The 16,297-nt window shown below is 42.3% G+C and carries 18 protein-coding genes; 16 read left to right on the forward strand and 2 right to left on the reverse strand.

Annotated features, from left to right (window positions below; all coding sequences use genetic code 11):
- The first annotated feature begins 16 nt into the window (after positions 1 to 16).
- The 11 genes from HMPREF0850_RS04530 (at position 17) to HMPREF0850_RS04575 (ending at position 9,530) form a co-directional block, all read left to right on the forward strand.
- Positions 17 to 1,024 (forward strand): ABC transporter substrate-binding protein, encoded by a 1,008-nt coding sequence (locus HMPREF0850_RS04530; RefSeq protein WP_000754531.1) that lies wholly within the window; start codon positions 17 to 19, stop codon positions 1,022 to 1,024.
- On the forward strand, positions 1,024 to 1,752 hold the full coding sequence (locus tag HMPREF0850_RS04535) for an ABC transporter ATP-binding protein (protein WP_000136237.1): 729 nt from the start codon (positions 1,024 to 1,026) through the stop codon (positions 1,750 to 1,752). Before HMPREF0850_RS04530 ends, HMPREF0850_RS04535 begins: the two co-directional genes overlap by 1 nt.
- Positions 1,753 to 1,824: 72 nt before the next feature.
- On the forward strand, positions 1,825 to 2,070 hold the full coding sequence (locus HMPREF0850_RS04540) for a hypothetical protein (protein WP_009013827.1): 246 nt from the start codon (positions 1,825 to 1,827) through the stop codon (positions 2,068 to 2,070).
- Positions 2,071 to 2,246: 176 nt separating this feature from the next.
- Complete coding sequence (locus HMPREF0850_RS04545; RefSeq protein WP_000039417.1) at positions 2,247 to 2,495, forward strand: hypothetical protein; 249 nt, start codon at positions 2,247 to 2,249, stop codon at positions 2,493 to 2,495.
- On the forward strand, positions 2,492 to 2,662 hold the full coding sequence (locus HMPREF0850_RS13005; RefSeq protein WP_000841982.1) for a helix-turn-helix domain-containing protein: 171 nt from the start codon (positions 2,492 to 2,494) through the stop codon (positions 2,660 to 2,662). The genes HMPREF0850_RS04545 and HMPREF0850_RS13005 overlap by 4 nt, the downstream gene beginning before the upstream one ends.
- Before the next feature lie 221 nt (positions 2,663 to 2,883).
- Positions 2,884 to 3,342 (forward strand): CtsR family transcriptional regulator, encoded by a 459-nt coding sequence (locus HMPREF0850_RS04550; protein WP_001211263.1) that lies wholly within the window; start codon positions 2,884 to 2,886, stop codon positions 3,340 to 3,342.
- A 1-nt stretch (position 3,343) separates the two neighbouring features.
- Entirely contained in the window at positions 3,344 to 5,776 is a 2,433-nt protein-coding gene (locus HMPREF0850_RS04555) for an ATP-dependent Clp protease ATP-binding subunit (RefSeq protein WP_001109728.1), read from the forward strand.
- Positions 5,777 to 5,920: 144 nt separating this feature from the next.
- A complete protein-coding gene (locus tag HMPREF0850_RS04560) occupies positions 5,921 to 6,979 on the forward strand; it encodes an AAA family ATPase (RefSeq protein ID WP_000730559.1) in 1,059 nt (352 codons plus the stop codon).
- A 9-nt stretch (positions 6,980 to 6,988) separates the two neighbouring features.
- Entirely contained in the window at positions 6,989 to 7,768 is a 780-nt protein-coding gene (gene pnuC, locus HMPREF0850_RS04565; protein WP_000736878.1) for a nicotinamide riboside transporter PnuC, read from the forward strand.
- A 1-nt stretch (position 7,769) separates the two neighbouring features.
- Positions 7,770 to 8,543: an NUDIX domain-containing protein gene (locus tag HMPREF0850_RS04570; protein ID WP_000763401.1), complete on the forward strand. Its 774-nt coding sequence runs from the start codon at positions 7,770 to 7,772 to the stop codon at positions 8,541 to 8,543.
- A 303-nt stretch (positions 8,544 to 8,846) separates the two neighbouring features.
- Positions 8,847 to 9,530, forward strand: coding sequence for a hypothetical protein (locus tag HMPREF0850_RS04575; protein ID WP_000730904.1), 684 nt, complete (start codon positions 8,847 to 8,849; stop codon positions 9,528 to 9,530).
- Positions 9,531 to 9,594: 64 nt separating this feature from the next.
- Here HMPREF0850_RS04575 and dusB read toward each other — a convergent pair whose 3' ends face one another.
- Positions 9,595 to 10,575: a tRNA dihydrouridine synthase DusB gene (gene dusB / locus HMPREF0850_RS04580; protein WP_000183322.1), complete on the reverse strand. Its 981-nt coding sequence runs from the start codon at positions 10,573 to 10,575 to the stop codon at positions 9,595 to 9,597.
- Entirely contained in the window at positions 10,562 to 11,434 is an 873-nt protein-coding gene (gene hslO, locus HMPREF0850_RS04585; protein WP_000357866.1) for an Hsp33 family molecular chaperone HslO, read from the reverse strand. Before hslO ends, dusB begins: the two co-directional genes overlap by 14 nt.
- Before the next feature lie 291 nt (positions 11,435 to 11,725).
- On the opposite strand from hslO, the gene HMPREF0850_RS0103120 reads away from it, so the two are divergent.
- From HMPREF0850_RS0103120 to dltD, 5 genes are read left to right on the forward strand one after another with little or no spacing between them, the layout of a single operon-like run.
- Positions 11,726 to 11,857, forward strand: a complete 132-nt coding sequence (locus HMPREF0850_RS0103120) for a teichoic acid D-Ala incorporation-associated protein DltX (protein ID WP_025168981.1) — start codon at positions 11,726 to 11,728, stop codon at positions 11,855 to 11,857.
- Positions 11,858 to 11,877: 20 nt separating this feature from the next.
- Positions 11,878 to 13,428, forward strand: a complete 1,551-nt coding sequence (gene dltA, locus HMPREF0850_RS04590; protein ID WP_009013830.1) for a D-alanine--poly(phosphoribitol) ligase subunit DltA — start codon at positions 11,878 to 11,880, stop codon at positions 13,426 to 13,428.
- The gene (dltB, locus tag HMPREF0850_RS04595; RefSeq protein ID WP_000970400.1) at positions 13,425 to 14,669 is read left to right on the forward strand and encodes a D-alanyl-lipoteichoic acid biosynthesis protein DltB; all 1,245 of its coding nucleotides are present in this window, start codon (positions 13,425 to 13,427) and stop codon (positions 14,667 to 14,669) included. Before dltA ends, dltB begins: the two co-directional genes overlap by 4 nt.
- A 12-nt stretch (positions 14,670 to 14,681) precedes the next feature.
- Positions 14,682 to 14,921 carry a D-alanine--poly(phosphoribitol) ligase subunit DltC gene (gene dltC / locus HMPREF0850_RS04600; protein WP_000351972.1) on the forward strand — a complete coding sequence of 80 codons (240 nt, stop codon included), beginning with the start codon at positions 14,682 to 14,684 and terminating at the stop codon, positions 14,919 to 14,921.
- Positions 14,914 to 16,182 (forward strand): D-alanyl-lipoteichoic acid biosynthesis protein DltD, encoded by a 1,269-nt coding sequence (dltD, locus tag HMPREF0850_RS04605; RefSeq protein ID WP_000919839.1) that lies wholly within the window; start codon positions 14,914 to 14,916, stop codon positions 16,180 to 16,182. Before dltC ends, dltD begins: the two co-directional genes overlap by 8 nt.
- Positions 16,183 to 16,297 lie beyond the last annotated feature (115 nt).

Below are 16,297 nucleotides of genomic sequence, written 5' to 3' on the forward strand. Positions count from 1 at the left end.
AAAAGAGGAAATCAAAATGAAAAAAACATGGAAAGTGTTTTTAACGCTTATAACGGCTTTTGTAGCTGTCGTGCTTGTGGCTTGTGGTCAAGGGACTGCTTCTAAGGATAACAAAGAAGCAGAACTCAAGAAGATTGACTTTATTCTAGACTGGACGCCAAATACCAACCACACAGGGCTTTATGTAGCCAAGGAAAAAGGCTATTTCAAAGAAGCTGGAGTGGATGTTGATTTGAAATTGCCACCAGAAGAAAGCTCTTCTGACTTGGTTATCAATGGTAAGGCACCATTTGCAGTGTATTTCCAAGACTACATGGCTAAGAAATTGGAAAAAGGGGCAGGAATCACTGCCGTTGCCGCTATCGTAGAGCACAATACATCAGGGATCATCTCACGTAAATCTGACAATGTCACCAGTCCAAAAGACTTGGTTGGCAAGAAATACGGTACTTGGAATGACCCCACTGAGCTTGCTATGTTGAAAACATTGGTAGAATCACAAGGTGGAGATTTTGAAAAGGTTGAAAAAGTACCAAACAACGACTCAAACTCCATCACACCGATTGCCAATGGCGTCTTTGACACTGCTTGGATCTACTACGGTTGGGATGGTATCCTTGCCAAATCTCAAGGCGTAGATGCTAACTTCATGTACTTAAAAGACTATGTCAAGGAGTTTGACTACTACTCACCCGTTATCATCGCAAACAACGACTATTTGAAAGACAATAAAGAAGAAGCTCGTAAAATCATCCAAGCCATCAAAAAAGGCTACCAATACGCTATGGAACACCCAGAGGAAGCAGCTGATATCCTCATCAAGAATGCACCTGAACTTAAGGAAAAACGTGACTTTGTCATTGAATCTCAAAAATACTTGTCGAAAGAATACGCAAGCGACAAGGAAAAATGGGGACAATTTGATGCAGCTCGCTGGAATGCCTTCTACAAGTGGGATAAAGAAAATGGCATCCTTAAAGAAGACTTGACAGACAAAGGCTTCACTAACGAATTTGTAAAATAATGACAGAAATTAGACTAGAACAGGTAAGCTATGCCTATGGCGAGGAAAAGATTTTAGAGGATATCAACTTGCAGGTCACTTCAGGTGAAGTGGTTTCTATCCTAGGTCCAAGTGGTGTTGGAAAGACTACCCTCTTTAACCTGATTGCAGGAATTTTAGAAGTCCAGTCGGGAAGAATTGTCCTTGATGGCGAGGAGAATCCCAAGGGGCGCGTGAGTTATATGTTGCAAAAGGATCTGCTCTTAGAACATAAGACGGTACTTGGCAATATTATCCTGCCCCTCTTGATTCAAAAGGTTGATAAGGCAGAAGCTATTGCTCGCGCGGATGAAATCCTTGCTACTTTTCAGTTGACGGCTGTAAGGGATAAGTATCCTCATGAACTTAGCGGAGGAATGCGCCAGCGCGTGGCCCTACTCCGTACCTACCTTTTTGGGCACAAACTCTTTCTCTTAGACGAGGCCTTTAGTGCCTTGGATGAGATGACCAAGATGGAACTTCACGCTTGGTATCTGGATATTCACAAACAGCTGGAGTTGACGACCTTGATTATCACCCACAGTATCGAGGAGGCACTCAATCTCAGCGATCGCATCTATATCTTGAAAAACCGCCCCGGGCAAATTGTTTCAGAAATTAAACTAGATTGGTCTGAAGACGAGGACAAGGAAGTACAAAAAATTGCCTACAAACGTCAAATATTAGCAGAATTAGGCTTAAATAAGTAGAAAAATAGGGAGTTGGTGAAGATTATCCTTTACCAGCGCCCTTTTTGTAAAGCAATAGAAATAGTGTACGACATGTTAAGCAGACTGAAGAAATTACGGAGAAAAAATGGAACATCAGTTGTCTCCTTTGCATTTATTGCAATTGCTATAGTATCAGGATTTATAATTTACTTTAGTCCTGATATTGCAAAGTTATTAGGATTAGATGAAAAAAGATTTGAAAACGTAGTGGGAACAGTTTTAACTCCGACATTATTATTTATAGGTTATTTAATTTTTGAAAAATCTGTAGATAAATATCGAAAAGAAATTAAATAGGAACAGAAAATACTAAAAGAAAAACAGAATGAGTTGGGAGACAATTTTAAAAGTTAAGAGAAAATTAGAATTGTTGGTGGAATAGGTTTCCTTTACTAGGGAAATGGAGATATAGAAAAAAGCACGTTTGACCGTGCTAGCGGAAGTAGAAAGGCTAAAAATGAAAGGCGATTATTATGAGTAAAAAAAGTAGAACAGAAAAAGCCAAAGTAACAGAAAATGCAGATTTGGGAGCGTATTTTTTAATTTTAGCAGTTGTAGCCGTTGGGGCACTTGCTTATTTTTCAGAAGATTTTGGGACAAGGTGGGCAAAAGTTATAGAAATAGTCGGAGCGCCGTTTTCTTTAGGTTTAGGTTTTTTCGCTTTTGATAAAGGTTTTGAAATGTTAGGCAAGTATAACGAAAAAAACAAAGGCGACGAATGAAAAGTCAAGAAACTAAAACAGAATTTATTAAACTAAGAGCGTCTGGGAAATCATTTGACTATATAGCTAAAGAACTAAGTATCAGTAAGTCAACTTGTAGCAGTTGGGAAAAAGAACTAAAAGACGCTATAGCAGAATTAAAACAGGAACAGCTTAACGAATTATAGTTCCTTGCCTGCTGAACTCGTCAATGTTACGCCCTTTTCAGGGCTCTTTTTTGTGGACTTTTTTAGGAACTTTCAAGAAAAACTAAGGCGAATTAATGCCAAAGTATTTTTTAAAAAAGTCAGTATTTCCAATGGTTGAGCCTTAAAAATTTGACTTATAGAGTGTTAAATGATAGTATAGTCAAAGATAGTCAAGGTTCAAAGAAGGAGTTTGATTTACTATGAGATTTAAAAATACATCAGATCACATCGAAGCCTATATCAAGGCGATTTTAGACCAGTCTGGTATCGTGGAATTGCAACGGAGCCAGTTGGCAGATACCTTTCAGGTTGTACCGAGTCAGATCAACTATGTCATTAAGACCCGCTTTACGGAAAGTAGAGGTTACTTGGTTGAGAGCAAGCGTGGTGGCGGAGGCTACATTCGCATAGGGCGAATTGAGTTTTCCAGTCATCATGAGATGCTCCGCGATTTGCTTTACTCGATTGGTGAGCGAGTTAGTCAGGAGATCTATGAGGATATTCTCCAGCTTTTGGTGGAGCAGGACTTAATGACCAAGCAGGAGATGACCTTGCTGACTTCAGTAGCAACGGATCGTGTCCTAGGGGAAGAATCCTCAGTTGTCCGTGCCAATATGCTCCGACAGCTATTACAAGAGGTAGATAGAAAAGAGAAGTAAGATGAACTATTCAAAAGCATTGAATGAATGTATCGAAAGTGCCTACATGGTTGCGAGCCATTTTGGAGCTCGTTACCTAGAGTCATGGCACTTGTTGATTGCCATGTCCAATCACAGTTACAGCGTGGCAGGTGCGACTCTAAATGATTATCCTTATGAAATGGACCGTTTAGAAGAGGTTGCTTTAGAACTGACTGAAACCGACTATAGCCAAGATGAAACCTTTACGGAATTACCCTTTTCCCATCGTTTAGAGGTCCTCTTTGCAGAAGCAGAGTACGTGGCCTCAGTGGTCCACGCAAAGGTGCTAGGGACAGAACATGTATTATATGCAATCTTGCATGATGGCAATGCCTTGGCAACTCGTATCTTGGAGAGAGCGGGCTTCTCTTATGAAGACCAGAAAGATCAGGTCAGAATTGCCGCTCTTCGTCGCAATCTAGAAGAGCGTGCAGGATGGACTCGTGAAGACCTTAAGGCTTTGCGTCAACGCCATCGCACAGTAACTGACAAGCAAAATTCCATGGCCAATATGATGGGCATGCCTCAAGCTCAAAGTGGAGGCCTAGAGGATTACACGCATGACCTGACGGAGCAAGCGCGCTCTGGCAAGTTAGAGCCAGTTATCGGTCGTGACAAGGAAATCTCACGTATGATTCAGATTTTGAGTCGTAAGACCAAGAACAATCCTGTCTTGGTTGGTGATGCTGGTGTTGGGAAAACAGCTCTGGCACTTGGACTTGCCCAGCGTATTGCTAGTGGGGACGTACCTGCAGAAATGGCAAAGATGCGTGTTCTAGAGCTTGATTTGATGAATGTTGTTGCAGGGACACGTTTCCGTGGTGACTTTGAAGAACGTATGAACAACATCATCAAGGATATAGAGGAAGATGGCAAAGTGATTCTCTTTATCGATGAACTCCACACCATTATGGGTTCTGGAAGCGGTATTGACTCGACTCTGGATGCGGCCAATATCTTGAAACCAGCCTTGGCGCGTGGAACTTTGAGAACGGTTGGTGCAACCACTCAGGAAGAATACCAAAAACACATCGAAAAAGATGCTGCCCTTTCTCGTCGTTTTGCCAAAGTTACGATTGAAGAGCCAAGTCTAGCTGACAGCATGACTATTTTGCAAGGTTTGAAAGCGACCTATGAGAAACACCATCGTGTGCAAATCACAGATGAAGCCGTTGAAACAGCTGTCAAGATGGCGCATCGTTACTTGACCAGTCGTCACTTACCAGACTCTGCTATCGACCTTTTGGATGAAGCGGCAGCAACAGTGCAAAACAAATCCAAGCATGTGAAAGCAGACGAATCCGACTTGAGTCCAGCTGACAAGGCTCTGATGGATGGCAGGTGGAAACAAGCTGCCCAGTTAATCGCAAAAGAGCAGGAAGTCCCTGTCTATAAAGACTTGGTGACAGAGACTGAAATTTTGACTACCTTGAGTCGCTTGTCAGGGATTCCAGTCCAAAAATTGACGCAAACAGATGCTAAGAAATACCTGAATCTGGAAGCCGAACTTCACAAACGGGTGATTGGTCAAGATCAGGCTGTTTCAAGTATTAGCCGTGCGATTCGCCGCAATCAGTCAGGGATTCGCAGTCACAAGCGTCCGATTGGTTCCTTTATGTTCCTAGGACCGACGGGTGTCGGTAAGACCGAATTGGCCAAGGCTCTGGCAGAAGTCCTCTTTGATGACGAATCAGCCCTTATCCGCTTTGATATGAGTGAATATATGGAGAAATTTGCAGCTAGCCGTCTCAATGGAGCTCCTCCAGGCTATGTGGGCTACGAAGAAGGTGGGGAGTTGACGGAGAAGGTTCGCAACAAACCTTACTCTGTGCTCCTCTTTGACGAGGTAGAAAAGGCCCACCCAGACATCTTTAATGTCCTCTTGCAGGTTCTGGACGACGGTGTCTTGACAGATAGCAAGGGGCGCAAGGTTGATTTTTCAAATACCATTATTATCATGACGTCAAACCTTGGCGCGACGGCTCTTCGTGATGACAAGACTGTTGGCTTTGGCGCGAAAGACATTCGTTTCGACCAGGAAAATATGGAAAAACGAATCTTTGAAGAGTTGAAAAAAACTTATCGACCAGAGTTTATCAACCGTATTGATGAAAAGGTGGTCTTCCACAGCTTGGATAGCGAACACATGCAGGAAATCGTTAAGATTATGGTTAAACCATTGATTGCTAGTCTAGCAGAGAAGGGCATCGACTTGAAACTACAAGCTTCGGCACTGAAGTTGCTAGCTAGTCACGGTTACAATCCAGAAATGGGAGCTCGCCCACTTCGCAGAACACTGCAAACAGAGGTGGAAGACAAGTTGGCAGAACTCCTCCTCAAGGGAGAACTGGTAGCAGGCAAGACCCTCAAGATAGGTGTCAAAGCTGGACAATTGAAATTTGATATTGCTTAAAAATGGAGAATCAGGAGCAATCCTGATTCTTTTTTGCTACTTTTTTATAAAAAATGATAAAAAACTATTGACAAAACAAAAATATAGTATATAATAAAAACATAGAAAACAAAAATATCAAAAATTATAAAAAGGCAAACGAGTATGAAAAAGAAAACAGCAGTGGTATTTGGGACCTTTGCCCCTCTCCATCAGGGGCATATCGATCTGATCCAGCGAGCGAAGCGTCAGTGTGATCAGGTCTGGGTAGTCGTTTCAGGCTACGAGGGAGACCGAGGTGATCAGGTAGGTTTAAGTCTTCAAAAACGATTTCGCTATATCCGAGAGGCTTTTCGTGATGACGAATTGACCTCTGTCTGTAAGCTGGATGAGACCAATCTTCCCCGTTACCCTATGGGCTGGCAGGAGTGGTTAGACCAGATGTTAGCGGAGATTTCCTATGATGAAACCCAGCAAGAACTGACTTTTTTTGTGGGAGAAGAAGAATACCAGCAAGAGCTATCTAAACGTGGATTTGGAACCGTCTTACAAGAAAGAAAGTTTGATATCTCAGCGACTATGATTCGAGAAAATCCAAGCAAATATTGGAAATACATCGCTCAACCCTTCCGTCGTCAGTTTACCAAGAAAGTGTTGATTATGGGAAGTGCCAGCAATGGGAAGACCACTCTGGCCAAGGATTTGGCAAGGTATTACGATGCGCCCGTCAGTCTGGAATACGCGCGTGAGTATCAGATTAAAAATAACGTCCGCGATGATGAATTGACTCCAAAGGATTACTACTATCTCCTGTTGGGACAGTATGACCAGACCTCAAAGTTAATCGACAGCAATGCCAATCGAGGCCTGGTGATAGCCGATACCAACTCCTTGGTAACTAAGGGCTACTATGATTATTACATGGAGACTGAGGACCAAGGGGACTTATCAGGGGAAACCTTTGACAATCTCTTTGTTTCAATCTTGGCCAAGGAAAAATGGGATTTGATTCTCTTTGTGCAGCCTGTTGGCTCCTATGTCAATGACGGATTTAGAGATATGACCATGGCAGAGGACCACATTCGCTACAGTTTTTCCCAGCATTTGGACCAGATGAGAGAGCGATACTTAACGCCTATTCCTTTAGTTTATCTAGCAGAGGATTATCTAGGCAATTATGAAGCAGCAAAAGTGGCTATTGATGCCATTTACCAAGCAGATTAGGAGAAAATTATGAAAAAACTAACCGAAAAAATCACACAATTTATCGAAAACTTTAAAAATGTCCATGCCGAAGCTCGCAAGATTGGTTTTGCAGGAATCATGCGCCTGCTCTGGAAAGATCTCTTTGTCGGCCGTAGCCTTTTCCAGTGGTTATACCTCATCGCTCTGTCAAGTGTTCCCTTGATCTTGGAGTTTACACAAAATACGGAAAGTCATGACTGGTTGAGCTTGTTTGCATCCTGGACTGGGATTGTCTGTGTCATCTTGGTAGCAGAAGGGCGTGCAAGCAATTATCTCTTTGGGGCCATTAACTCGGCTATCTACTTGATCTTGGCCATGAACGCGACTTTTTATGGAGAAGTCTTGACGACTGTTTACTTCTTTGTCATGCAGCCGATTGGTCTCTATGCTTGGCTGTCCAATCGTATCAATGACCAAGGAAAACCAGAAGAATCCCACTTTGAAGCTAAGAAATTATCTGTTCTTGACTGGCTTAAGTACTTGGTCTTGACTGCTATCATTTGGATTGGTATGGGATTGGCTTACCAAAGTATCAATAGCGCTCGCCCTTTTCGTGATAGTGTAACCGATGCGACCAATGGTGTTGGTCAGCTCTTGATGACACGTCTCTACCGTGAGCAATGGATTTTCTGGATTGCAACCAATCTCTTTAGTATTTATCTCTGGTGGGGTGAAAATATCCACATCCAAGGGATGTACTGGGTTTACACACTCAACAGTCTAGTGGGTTGGTACCAATGGACTAAGGCAGTTCGAAAGGAGGCATAAGATGGCAGACATAAAGATTCCAGAAGGGATGACGGAAAAAGAATATTATGAAATCCATGCCAGTCAGGAAGAGTTTTTAGACTGGTACTACAAGCAGGAACTCCCTCAATATGAAAAACCTAGTGTGACGGTGGATATGGTTGCCTACTGCTTTGTCGAAGGAAAGATCAAGCTCTTGCTGATCCGTCGCAAGGCTCACCCTTATCAAAACTGTTTGGCCTTGGTTGGAGGCTTTATGGATAAGGGAGAGGACGCTGCACATGCCTGTCAGCGCGAGGTGAGAGAAGAAGTCAATCTCGATCTACCTTTGGAGAAAATCGAGCAATTGATGACCGTATCGACCCCCGGTCGTGATCCACGGGGTTGGACAGTGACCATTGCCCACTTAGTGTATCTACCTAGTCGTGCCTTAGACCTCGTTCAGGCAGGTGACGATGCCAAGGATGTCATTTTCGTAGATGTCGATTTTCAGACAGGCAAATGCTACCTTGAGGGAGTCGAGCTGGAGGAGCGTGCCTTCGCCTTTGACCATTATGCCATTATCCAAGAATCCATCAAACGAATCCAAGGGCGACTTGACTGGAATCCGACCTTCCTTTATCTGTTGGAGGAGGAGTTCACTGTCTATGAAGGGACTGAACTGGTCAATCTTATCAACCCCGGTCGGCCCATCGTCAGCAATAACTTTCTCGTAAAATACGGTGAATATGTAGAAGAAGTCGGACTCAAACGAGTACCCAAAAAGAAACCAAGAAAAACCTATCGATTGAAATAAAAAGTGAGGTCGGGACAAAGTTCCCGACCTCTTTATTTGCTATTATTAGATGTTTTTATCCTATTTCAATAGTACTGTAGGCCTTTATCCAAAATCATGCAAGCGAATTACACAAGAGTGATGTAAAAAAATGGCTCTAATCTAAGAAATTTTCTATTTTTTCGCTTCGATTACGAATTGAAATAGTAGAGAGAAATTTTTTAAACTAGTTTCTCTAAATAGTTGACAGATTCAAAGTCTAATGTTACAATTATATTACAAAAAGATTTCTTAATATTTCAAAAACATTACAAAGGAGTAAAAATGAAAAAGAAAACCTATATCAAATTGATGGCAGCGACTGTGTTGGCTTCTACCTTGCTACTAGGAGCTTGTGGAAATAAAAACGAAACCACTCAAACTAGTAGCTCTGCAAAGACAAGTCAATCATCAAGCTCTAAAGCAGCTTCTTCTAGCAAAGAAAGCAAGACTCAAAAATCTTCAAGTTCAGCTTCATCTGAAAAGGCCCAGGCATCTTCTGGTCAGTCTTCTACAGCGGCGGATCAGTCACAAGCGAAACCAGCACCTGAATCAAGACAAGAACAAGCAGCCCCTAGTCAGCAAGCTCCATCTCAGGCACCTTCAACTCAGCAAGGCTCTCAAGCCCAGTCTAACCAGTCAGGCTATGATCCAACAACTGACCGCAAACTTCAAGACAAGCAAGCAGAACACAACAAACGCTACAAGGGTGTTTTAACCATGGTAGATGGTGATTTCTCAGCAGCTGCAGGCAACTGGAAGGGAGCGAATGGCGAAACTATTACGGTTTCATCAGGGGGACAATTTACAGTAGAAACTACAGATGGAAAGAAAGAAAACTATTCTATCAGAGGCTACTCTTACACTCTTGATGATGGCAAGTATAATGCCAAAATCGGTGGCGGAAAAATCATCCAAATTACAACAGGTGCGGATGGTAAAGTTTCGAGCGTTGCCTTGATTCAATAATAGTACCTAGGTTTTCCTAGTATCTAAAAAACCGTAAACTCCAAGCGAGTTACGGTTTTTTCTATTATGCTTTGTCTAATTGCAAGAGGGCTTCAATCTCTGCTAGGGTGCTAGCTTGTGAAATAGCTCCACGAAGCTTGGCTGCACCAGATGTACCACGAAGGTAGTGAGGAGCGAGACCACGGAATTCACGGACTGCAATTTTTTCTCCTTTGAGGCTAATTAAGCGTTTTAAGTGTTCGTAGGCGATTTTCATCTTATCTTCAAAGGTCAAATCAGGAAGGATTTCTCCTGTTTCAAAGTAGTGGTTGATTTGATTGAAGAGGTAGGGATTTCCCATGGCTGCTCGGCCAATCATAACTGCGTCAGCACCAACTTCTTCGATGCGTTGTTTAGCATCTTGAACTGTACGGATGTCACCGTTGGCGATAAATGGGATCTTAGTCAGTGCTTGGGCTACATCGTGCAAGGTCTCGAGGTCTGCGTGGCCTGTGTACATTTGTTCGCGGGTACGGCCATGCATGGCGAGAGCAGAGACACCAGCAGCTTCAGCTGCGAGGGCATTCTCCACGGCTAGGGATGGATCAGACCATCCAGTACGCATTTTGACGGTGAGGGGGATGTCAAGGACAGATTGGACCTTGTTGATAATAGAGTAGATCTTGTCTGGGTCCTTGAGCCACATAGCGCCAGCTTCGTTTTTCACGATTTTGTTAACTGGGCAGCCCATGTTGATATCGACGATATCGGTCTTGGTGTTTTTTTGGATGAATTCTGCTGCGCGTGCGAGGCTGTCTTCATCACTACCAAAGAGTTGGATAGAAACGGGATTTTCGCCTTCATCGATATGAAGCATGTGCAGTGTTTTTTCGTTGTTGTACTGGATGCCCTTGTCAGAGACCATTTCCATCACAACGAGTCCAGCTCCGAGCTCTTTTGCGATGGTACGAAAGGCTGAGTTGGTGACACCAGCCATGGGTGCTAAAACAGTACGATTGGGAATCTCAACATTTCCAATCATAAAAGGTGTATTAAGATTTGTCACGAATGAGTTCCTCCAGGTCGTTTTCGTCAAAGTTATAAGTTGTTTGGCAGAATTGACAAGTGATTTCTGCCCCGTGGTCTTCCTCTTTCATTTCCTCAAGGTCTGAGTTTGGAAGGCTGGCAAGAGCGTTCATAAAACGGTCTTTGCTGCAGTCACATTGGAAACGAATTTCTTCTTCAGATAGACGTTTGTAAGATTCGTCACCATAGATAGCCTTGAGGAGGGCTTCGATATGGTCATCGCTTTCTAGAAGGGTTGAGATAGCTGGCATTTCTTGGATGCGTTTCTCAAAGCGAGCAATCTCTTCTTCCTTGGCCCCTGGCAATACTTGGAGAAGGAAACCGCCGGCAACTTTGACCTTGTCGTCTTTATCCAAAAGAACATTGAGGCCGACTGCAGAAGGGGTCTGTTGACTTTCTGTCAGGTAATAGGCCAAGTCTTCACCGATTTCTCCAGAGATGAGAGGAGTCATGGAGTTGTAAGGATTTCCAGTACCGTAGTCTGTGATAACGAGGAATTGACCGTTTCCAACAAAAGGTCCAACAAGGACTTCACCTGTTGCGGTCTTTTTGATGTCAACGCCTGGATTTTGAACGTAACCTTTGACGTTGCCCTTGGTATCTGCGACCGTGATGATGGCACCGAGAGAGCTTGTTCCAAGAACTTTAACCGTTAGCTTGGTATTTCCTTTTTCATTGGCTACGAGAATCTGGCTAGCGATAAGGGTACGACCAAGTGCAACAGTTGAACTGGCTTGAGTTTGATGTTTTTCTTGAGCAGTGCGGACAGTTTCAGTGCTATCAAGGACAAAAGCACGAAAGGCTCCGCTTTCTGATATAGTTTTAATAATTTTATCCATAGCTACTATTTTAGCATAAAAATGCTCAAAGGGGGAGCCGTGTGTTTGCTGTCATTTTTTAATCGTTTAATGTGTGATAATAGGTGTTAGGATTTTGAAGAAATAGAATTGTTGGTAACAATTTTTATTAATATTTTAACTTATCTTAAAATAAGCTAAAACGAACTTTTAAGTTATGGTAAACAGTTGAAAAAAAGGTTGATAAAATGGTACAATGTTAGGAAGATAAGGTAGTAAATGCATAGTTGCATAGCTTTTTTGAAAAATCATAGAAAATTGAACACACTAACTATGGGAAAACACAGAAAATTATATATGTTTTTGGGACAGACCGTCCTATATTTTGTAATCTTACTTGGTTTGCTTTATTTTTTTAGTTACCTTGGTCAGAGTCAAGGAACCTTTATTTATAATGAGTTCTAGTTTGAAGGAGAAGAAAAACCGTGTCTAATAAACCGATAAAAGATATGATTGAAACGATTGAGCACTTTGCTCAAACACATCCAACATATCCTGTCTACAATGTTTTAGGTCAAGAGCACACTTATGGTGATCTGAAGGCTGATTCAGATAGTTTAGCTGCAGCTATCGATCGACTTGGCTTGCCTGAGAAATCTCCAGTCGTCGTTTTTGGTGGTCAGGAGTATGAGATGTTGGCTACCTTTGTAGCGCTGACTAAGTTGGGGCATGCCTACATTCCTATTGACAGCCATTCGGCCTTGGAACGAGTTTATGCTATCGTAGAAGTTGCAGAGCCAAGTTTGATTATTGCCATTTCAGAATTTCTATTAGAGCAAACAAGCACACCGATGCTGAATTTAGAGCAAGTTCATGAAGCTTTTGCTCAAGCTTCTAGCTACGAGATGAACCATCCAGTCAAGGGAGATGACAACTACTACATCATCTTTACTTCTGGTACGACTGGTAAGCCAAAGGGAGTGCAGATTTCCCATGATAATCTCCTCAGCTTTACCAACTGGATGATTACAGATAAGGAATTTGCGACGCCAAGTCGTCCACAAATGCTGGCTCAGCCCCCTTATTCTTTTGATCTATCTGTCATGTACTGGGCACCGACTTTGGCACTTGGTGGCACGCTTTTCGCTCTTCCTTCAGCCATTACTCAGGACTTCAAAAAACTCTTTGCGACGATTTTTTCCTTGCCCATTGCTATCTGGACCTCAACACCTTCCTTTGCAGATATGGCCATGTTGTCAGAAGACTTTAACAGTGAGAAAATGCCAGGAATCACGCATTTCTACTTTGATGGTGAAGAATTGACGGTCAAAACAGCTCAAAAACTACGTGAGCGATTCCCACATGCCCGTATTATCAATGCCTACGGACCAACAGAAGCGACAGTAGCTTTGTCAGCAGTTGCTGTAACAGACGAGATGTTGAAGACTCTCAAACGCCTGCCAATCGGCTATACCAAGGCGGATTCTCCGACCTTTATCATTGATGAGGAAGGTAAGAAAGTTCCAAATGGTGAACAGGGAGAAATCATCGTTTCTGGGCCAGCTGTTTCAAAAGGTTATATGAATAATCCTGAAAAAACAGCAGAAGCTTTCTTTGAATTCGAAGGTCTTCCGGCCTACCATACAGGGGATGTAGGAACTATGACAGATGAGGGCTTGCTTCTCTACGGTGGACGCATGGACTTCCAGATTAAGTTCAATGGTTATCGCATTGAGCTTGAAGATGTCTCTCAAAATCTCAACAAATCTCGCTATATCGAGTCGGCTGTTGCTGTTCCACGCTATAACAAGGATCACAAGGTGCAAAATCTACTGGCCTATGTCATCCTAAAGGACGGTGTCCGTCAGCAGTTTGAACGTGATATCGATATTACCAAGGCTATTAAGGAAGACTTAGCAGATATCATGATGTCTTATATGATGCCATCCAAGTTTCTCTATCGAGACAGTTTGCCACTAACGCCTAATGGTAAAATTGATATTAAGGGCTTGATTAATGAGGTAAACAATAGATGATGGAGCTTTACAAACAGCTACCTCATTTGGAACCTTATGGCAATCTTTATTATTTTTTGTATGTGATTGCTGCGACCCTACCGATATTTATCGGGCTCTTTTTCAAGAAACGTTTTTCCTGGTATGAGGTGCTGGTTAGTCTCTTCTTTATCGTAACCATGTTGGTGGGTGGGAAGACCAATCAATTGGTTGCATTAGGTATTTACCTTTGCTGGGAAATATTGCTCGTACTCTTCTACAAGCATTATCGAAAAAGTAAGGATGGCAAGTGGGTCTTTTACCTAGTTAGTTTTCTGTCCCTACTTCCCATTATCTTTGTCAAGGTTCAGCCAGCTATCAATGGAACGCAGTCTTTGCTTGGATTTTTGGGAATTTCTTACTTAACCTTTCGTGCAGTAGGGGTCATCGTTGAGTTGAGAGACGGTGTCATCAAGGATTTAACGATCTGGCAATTCTTGCGTTTTCTTCTCTTTATGCCGACTTTCTCAAGTGGTCCCATTGATCGTTTTAAACGCTTCAATGAAAATTATGAGAACATTCCTGAGCGGGATGAGCTGATGGACATGCTAGAAGAGGCTGTCAAGTATATCATGCTTGGCTTTCTCTACAAGTTTATCTTGGCCCATATTTTAGGAGAGACATTATTGCCTCCGCTGAAAAATTTGGCCTTGCAGACAGGTGGTTTCTTTAACCATTATGCTCTGGCGGTCATGTACACCTTCGGTCTGGAGCTCTTCTTTGATTTTGCGGGCTACTCTATGTTTGCCTTAGCAATTTCAAACTTGATGGGGATTCATAGTCCCATCAATTTTAATAAGCCCTTTTTGTCAAGGGATTTAAAAGAGTTTTGGAATCGCTGGCACATGAGTCTGTCTTTCTGGTTCCGTGACTTTGTCTTTATGCGGATGGTTATGGTGTTGACCAGAAAGAAGGTCTTTAAAAATCGCAATGTGACTTCAAGTGTAGCCTACATTCTCAATATGCTGATTATGGGATTTTGGCATGGTGTGACCTGGTACTATATCGCCTATGGACTTTTTCATGGGATTGGGCTGGTCATCAATGATGCTTGGGTTCGTAAGAAAAAAGCGCTCAATAAAGAACGAAAAAAAGCTGGGAAGGGTTCCTTACCTGAGAATCGCTGGATTCAGTTGCTTGGCATGGTTGTCACCTTCCATGTCGTGATGGTTTCATTCTTAATCTTTTCTGGATTTTTGAATGATTTATGGTTTAAAAAATAAAAGGATATAAAAATGGATATCAAATCAGAAGTTATTGAAATTATTGATGAGTTGTTTATGGAAGATGTTTCTGACATGATGGATGAAGATCTTTTTGATGCCGGTGTCTTGGATAGTATGGGAACGGTTGAATTGATTGTTGAGATTGAAAACCGTTTTGATATTCGTGTTCCAGTGACAGAGTTCGGTCGTGATGACTGGAATACAGCTAATAAAATCGTAGAAGGTATTACGGAGTTGAAGAATGCTTAAACGCTTGTGGCTGATCTTCGGGCCTATCTTCATCGCTGGATTTTTGGTTCTTCTACTCATCTTTTTTTATCCAAGTACAACAAGCCATAATCTGACGGAGGAGAAGTACTCTGCAGCTTCCATCAGTAGAGAAAGTTTTAAAGAGAGAAGCCAAAAAGTGAGGGCGCTAACGGATCCCAATATGCGTTTTGTCCCTTTTCTAGGGTCCAGTGAATGGATTCGATTTGATAGTGTCCATCCAGCTGTTTTAGCAGAAAAATACAATCGTCCCTATCGTCCTTACTTTATGGGTCAGGCAGGAGCGGCCTCGCTTAATCAATATTTCGGTTTGCAGCAGATTCTGCCAGAAATCGAGGAAAAGCAGGTGGTGTTTGTCATCTCTCCTCAGTGGTTTACAGAGACGGATTATGAGCCAGCGGCGTTTCAGAGATTTTTTAATAGCGACCAGTTGACAGCTTTTTTGGAAAATCAATCTGGGGACATTTCGGCTAAGCATGCTGCGACGCGTTTGTTGAAGCAGAATCCGAGTGTGGCATTGAAAGGCATCCTTCAAAAGCTTTCAAAAGGAGAGGACTTGTCAGATGCTGATCGACTTATCATCAACGTCTTTGCACGATTCAATGAAAAGCAGTCCTCTCTTTTTGGTCAATTTTCCATTCGGGGGAAACTCAAGTACAAAGAACATGTAGAAAACTATTTAAAAGATCTTCCTGATCAGTTTTCTTATGACGCTTTAGAAGAAATTGCCCGTAAGGATGCAGAGGCAAATACGACCAATAACGATATGGGGATGGAGAATCATTTCTACACGTATGAGGTCAAAAAAGACTTAAAAAAATGGGAAGGGTATCAAAAAAATTATAACTTCCTAAAGTCGTCTGAATACAATGATTTGCAGCTGGTTCTCAATCAATTTGCCAAATCAAAAGTCAATGTGCTCTTTGTTATCCAGCCTGTCAACAAGAAATGGATGGAATATACAGAGCTCAGTGAAGAAATGTATCAACATGCAGTGGAGAAAATTCGTTACCAGTTAGAAAGTCAAGGCTTTACCAACATTGCTGACTTTTCAAAAAACGGAGGAGAACCTTACTTTATCAAGGATACCATCCACTTAGGTTGGTTGGGCTGGTTGGCTTTTGATAAGGTTGTGAATCCCTTCTTGACGGATCCAAAACCAGCTCCAGACTATAAGATGAATGACTGCTTCTTTAGCAAGGACTGGGCGACCTATGATGGAAATATCAAAGATTTCCAATAACAAATCAAAAGAGTTCAAGTGTGAAATGTGCTCTCATGTTCTCCCTTGACTCTTTTTTGATTTGTGATATAATTAACCAGTAAAGAATCGGTGGCTATCTATGCTTTTTTACGAA

It is taken from the genome of Streptococcus sp. M143, assembly GCF_000162495.1.
GTDB classification, from domain to species: Bacteria; Bacillota; Bacilli; order Lactobacillales; family Streptococcaceae; genus Streptococcus; species Streptococcus dentisani.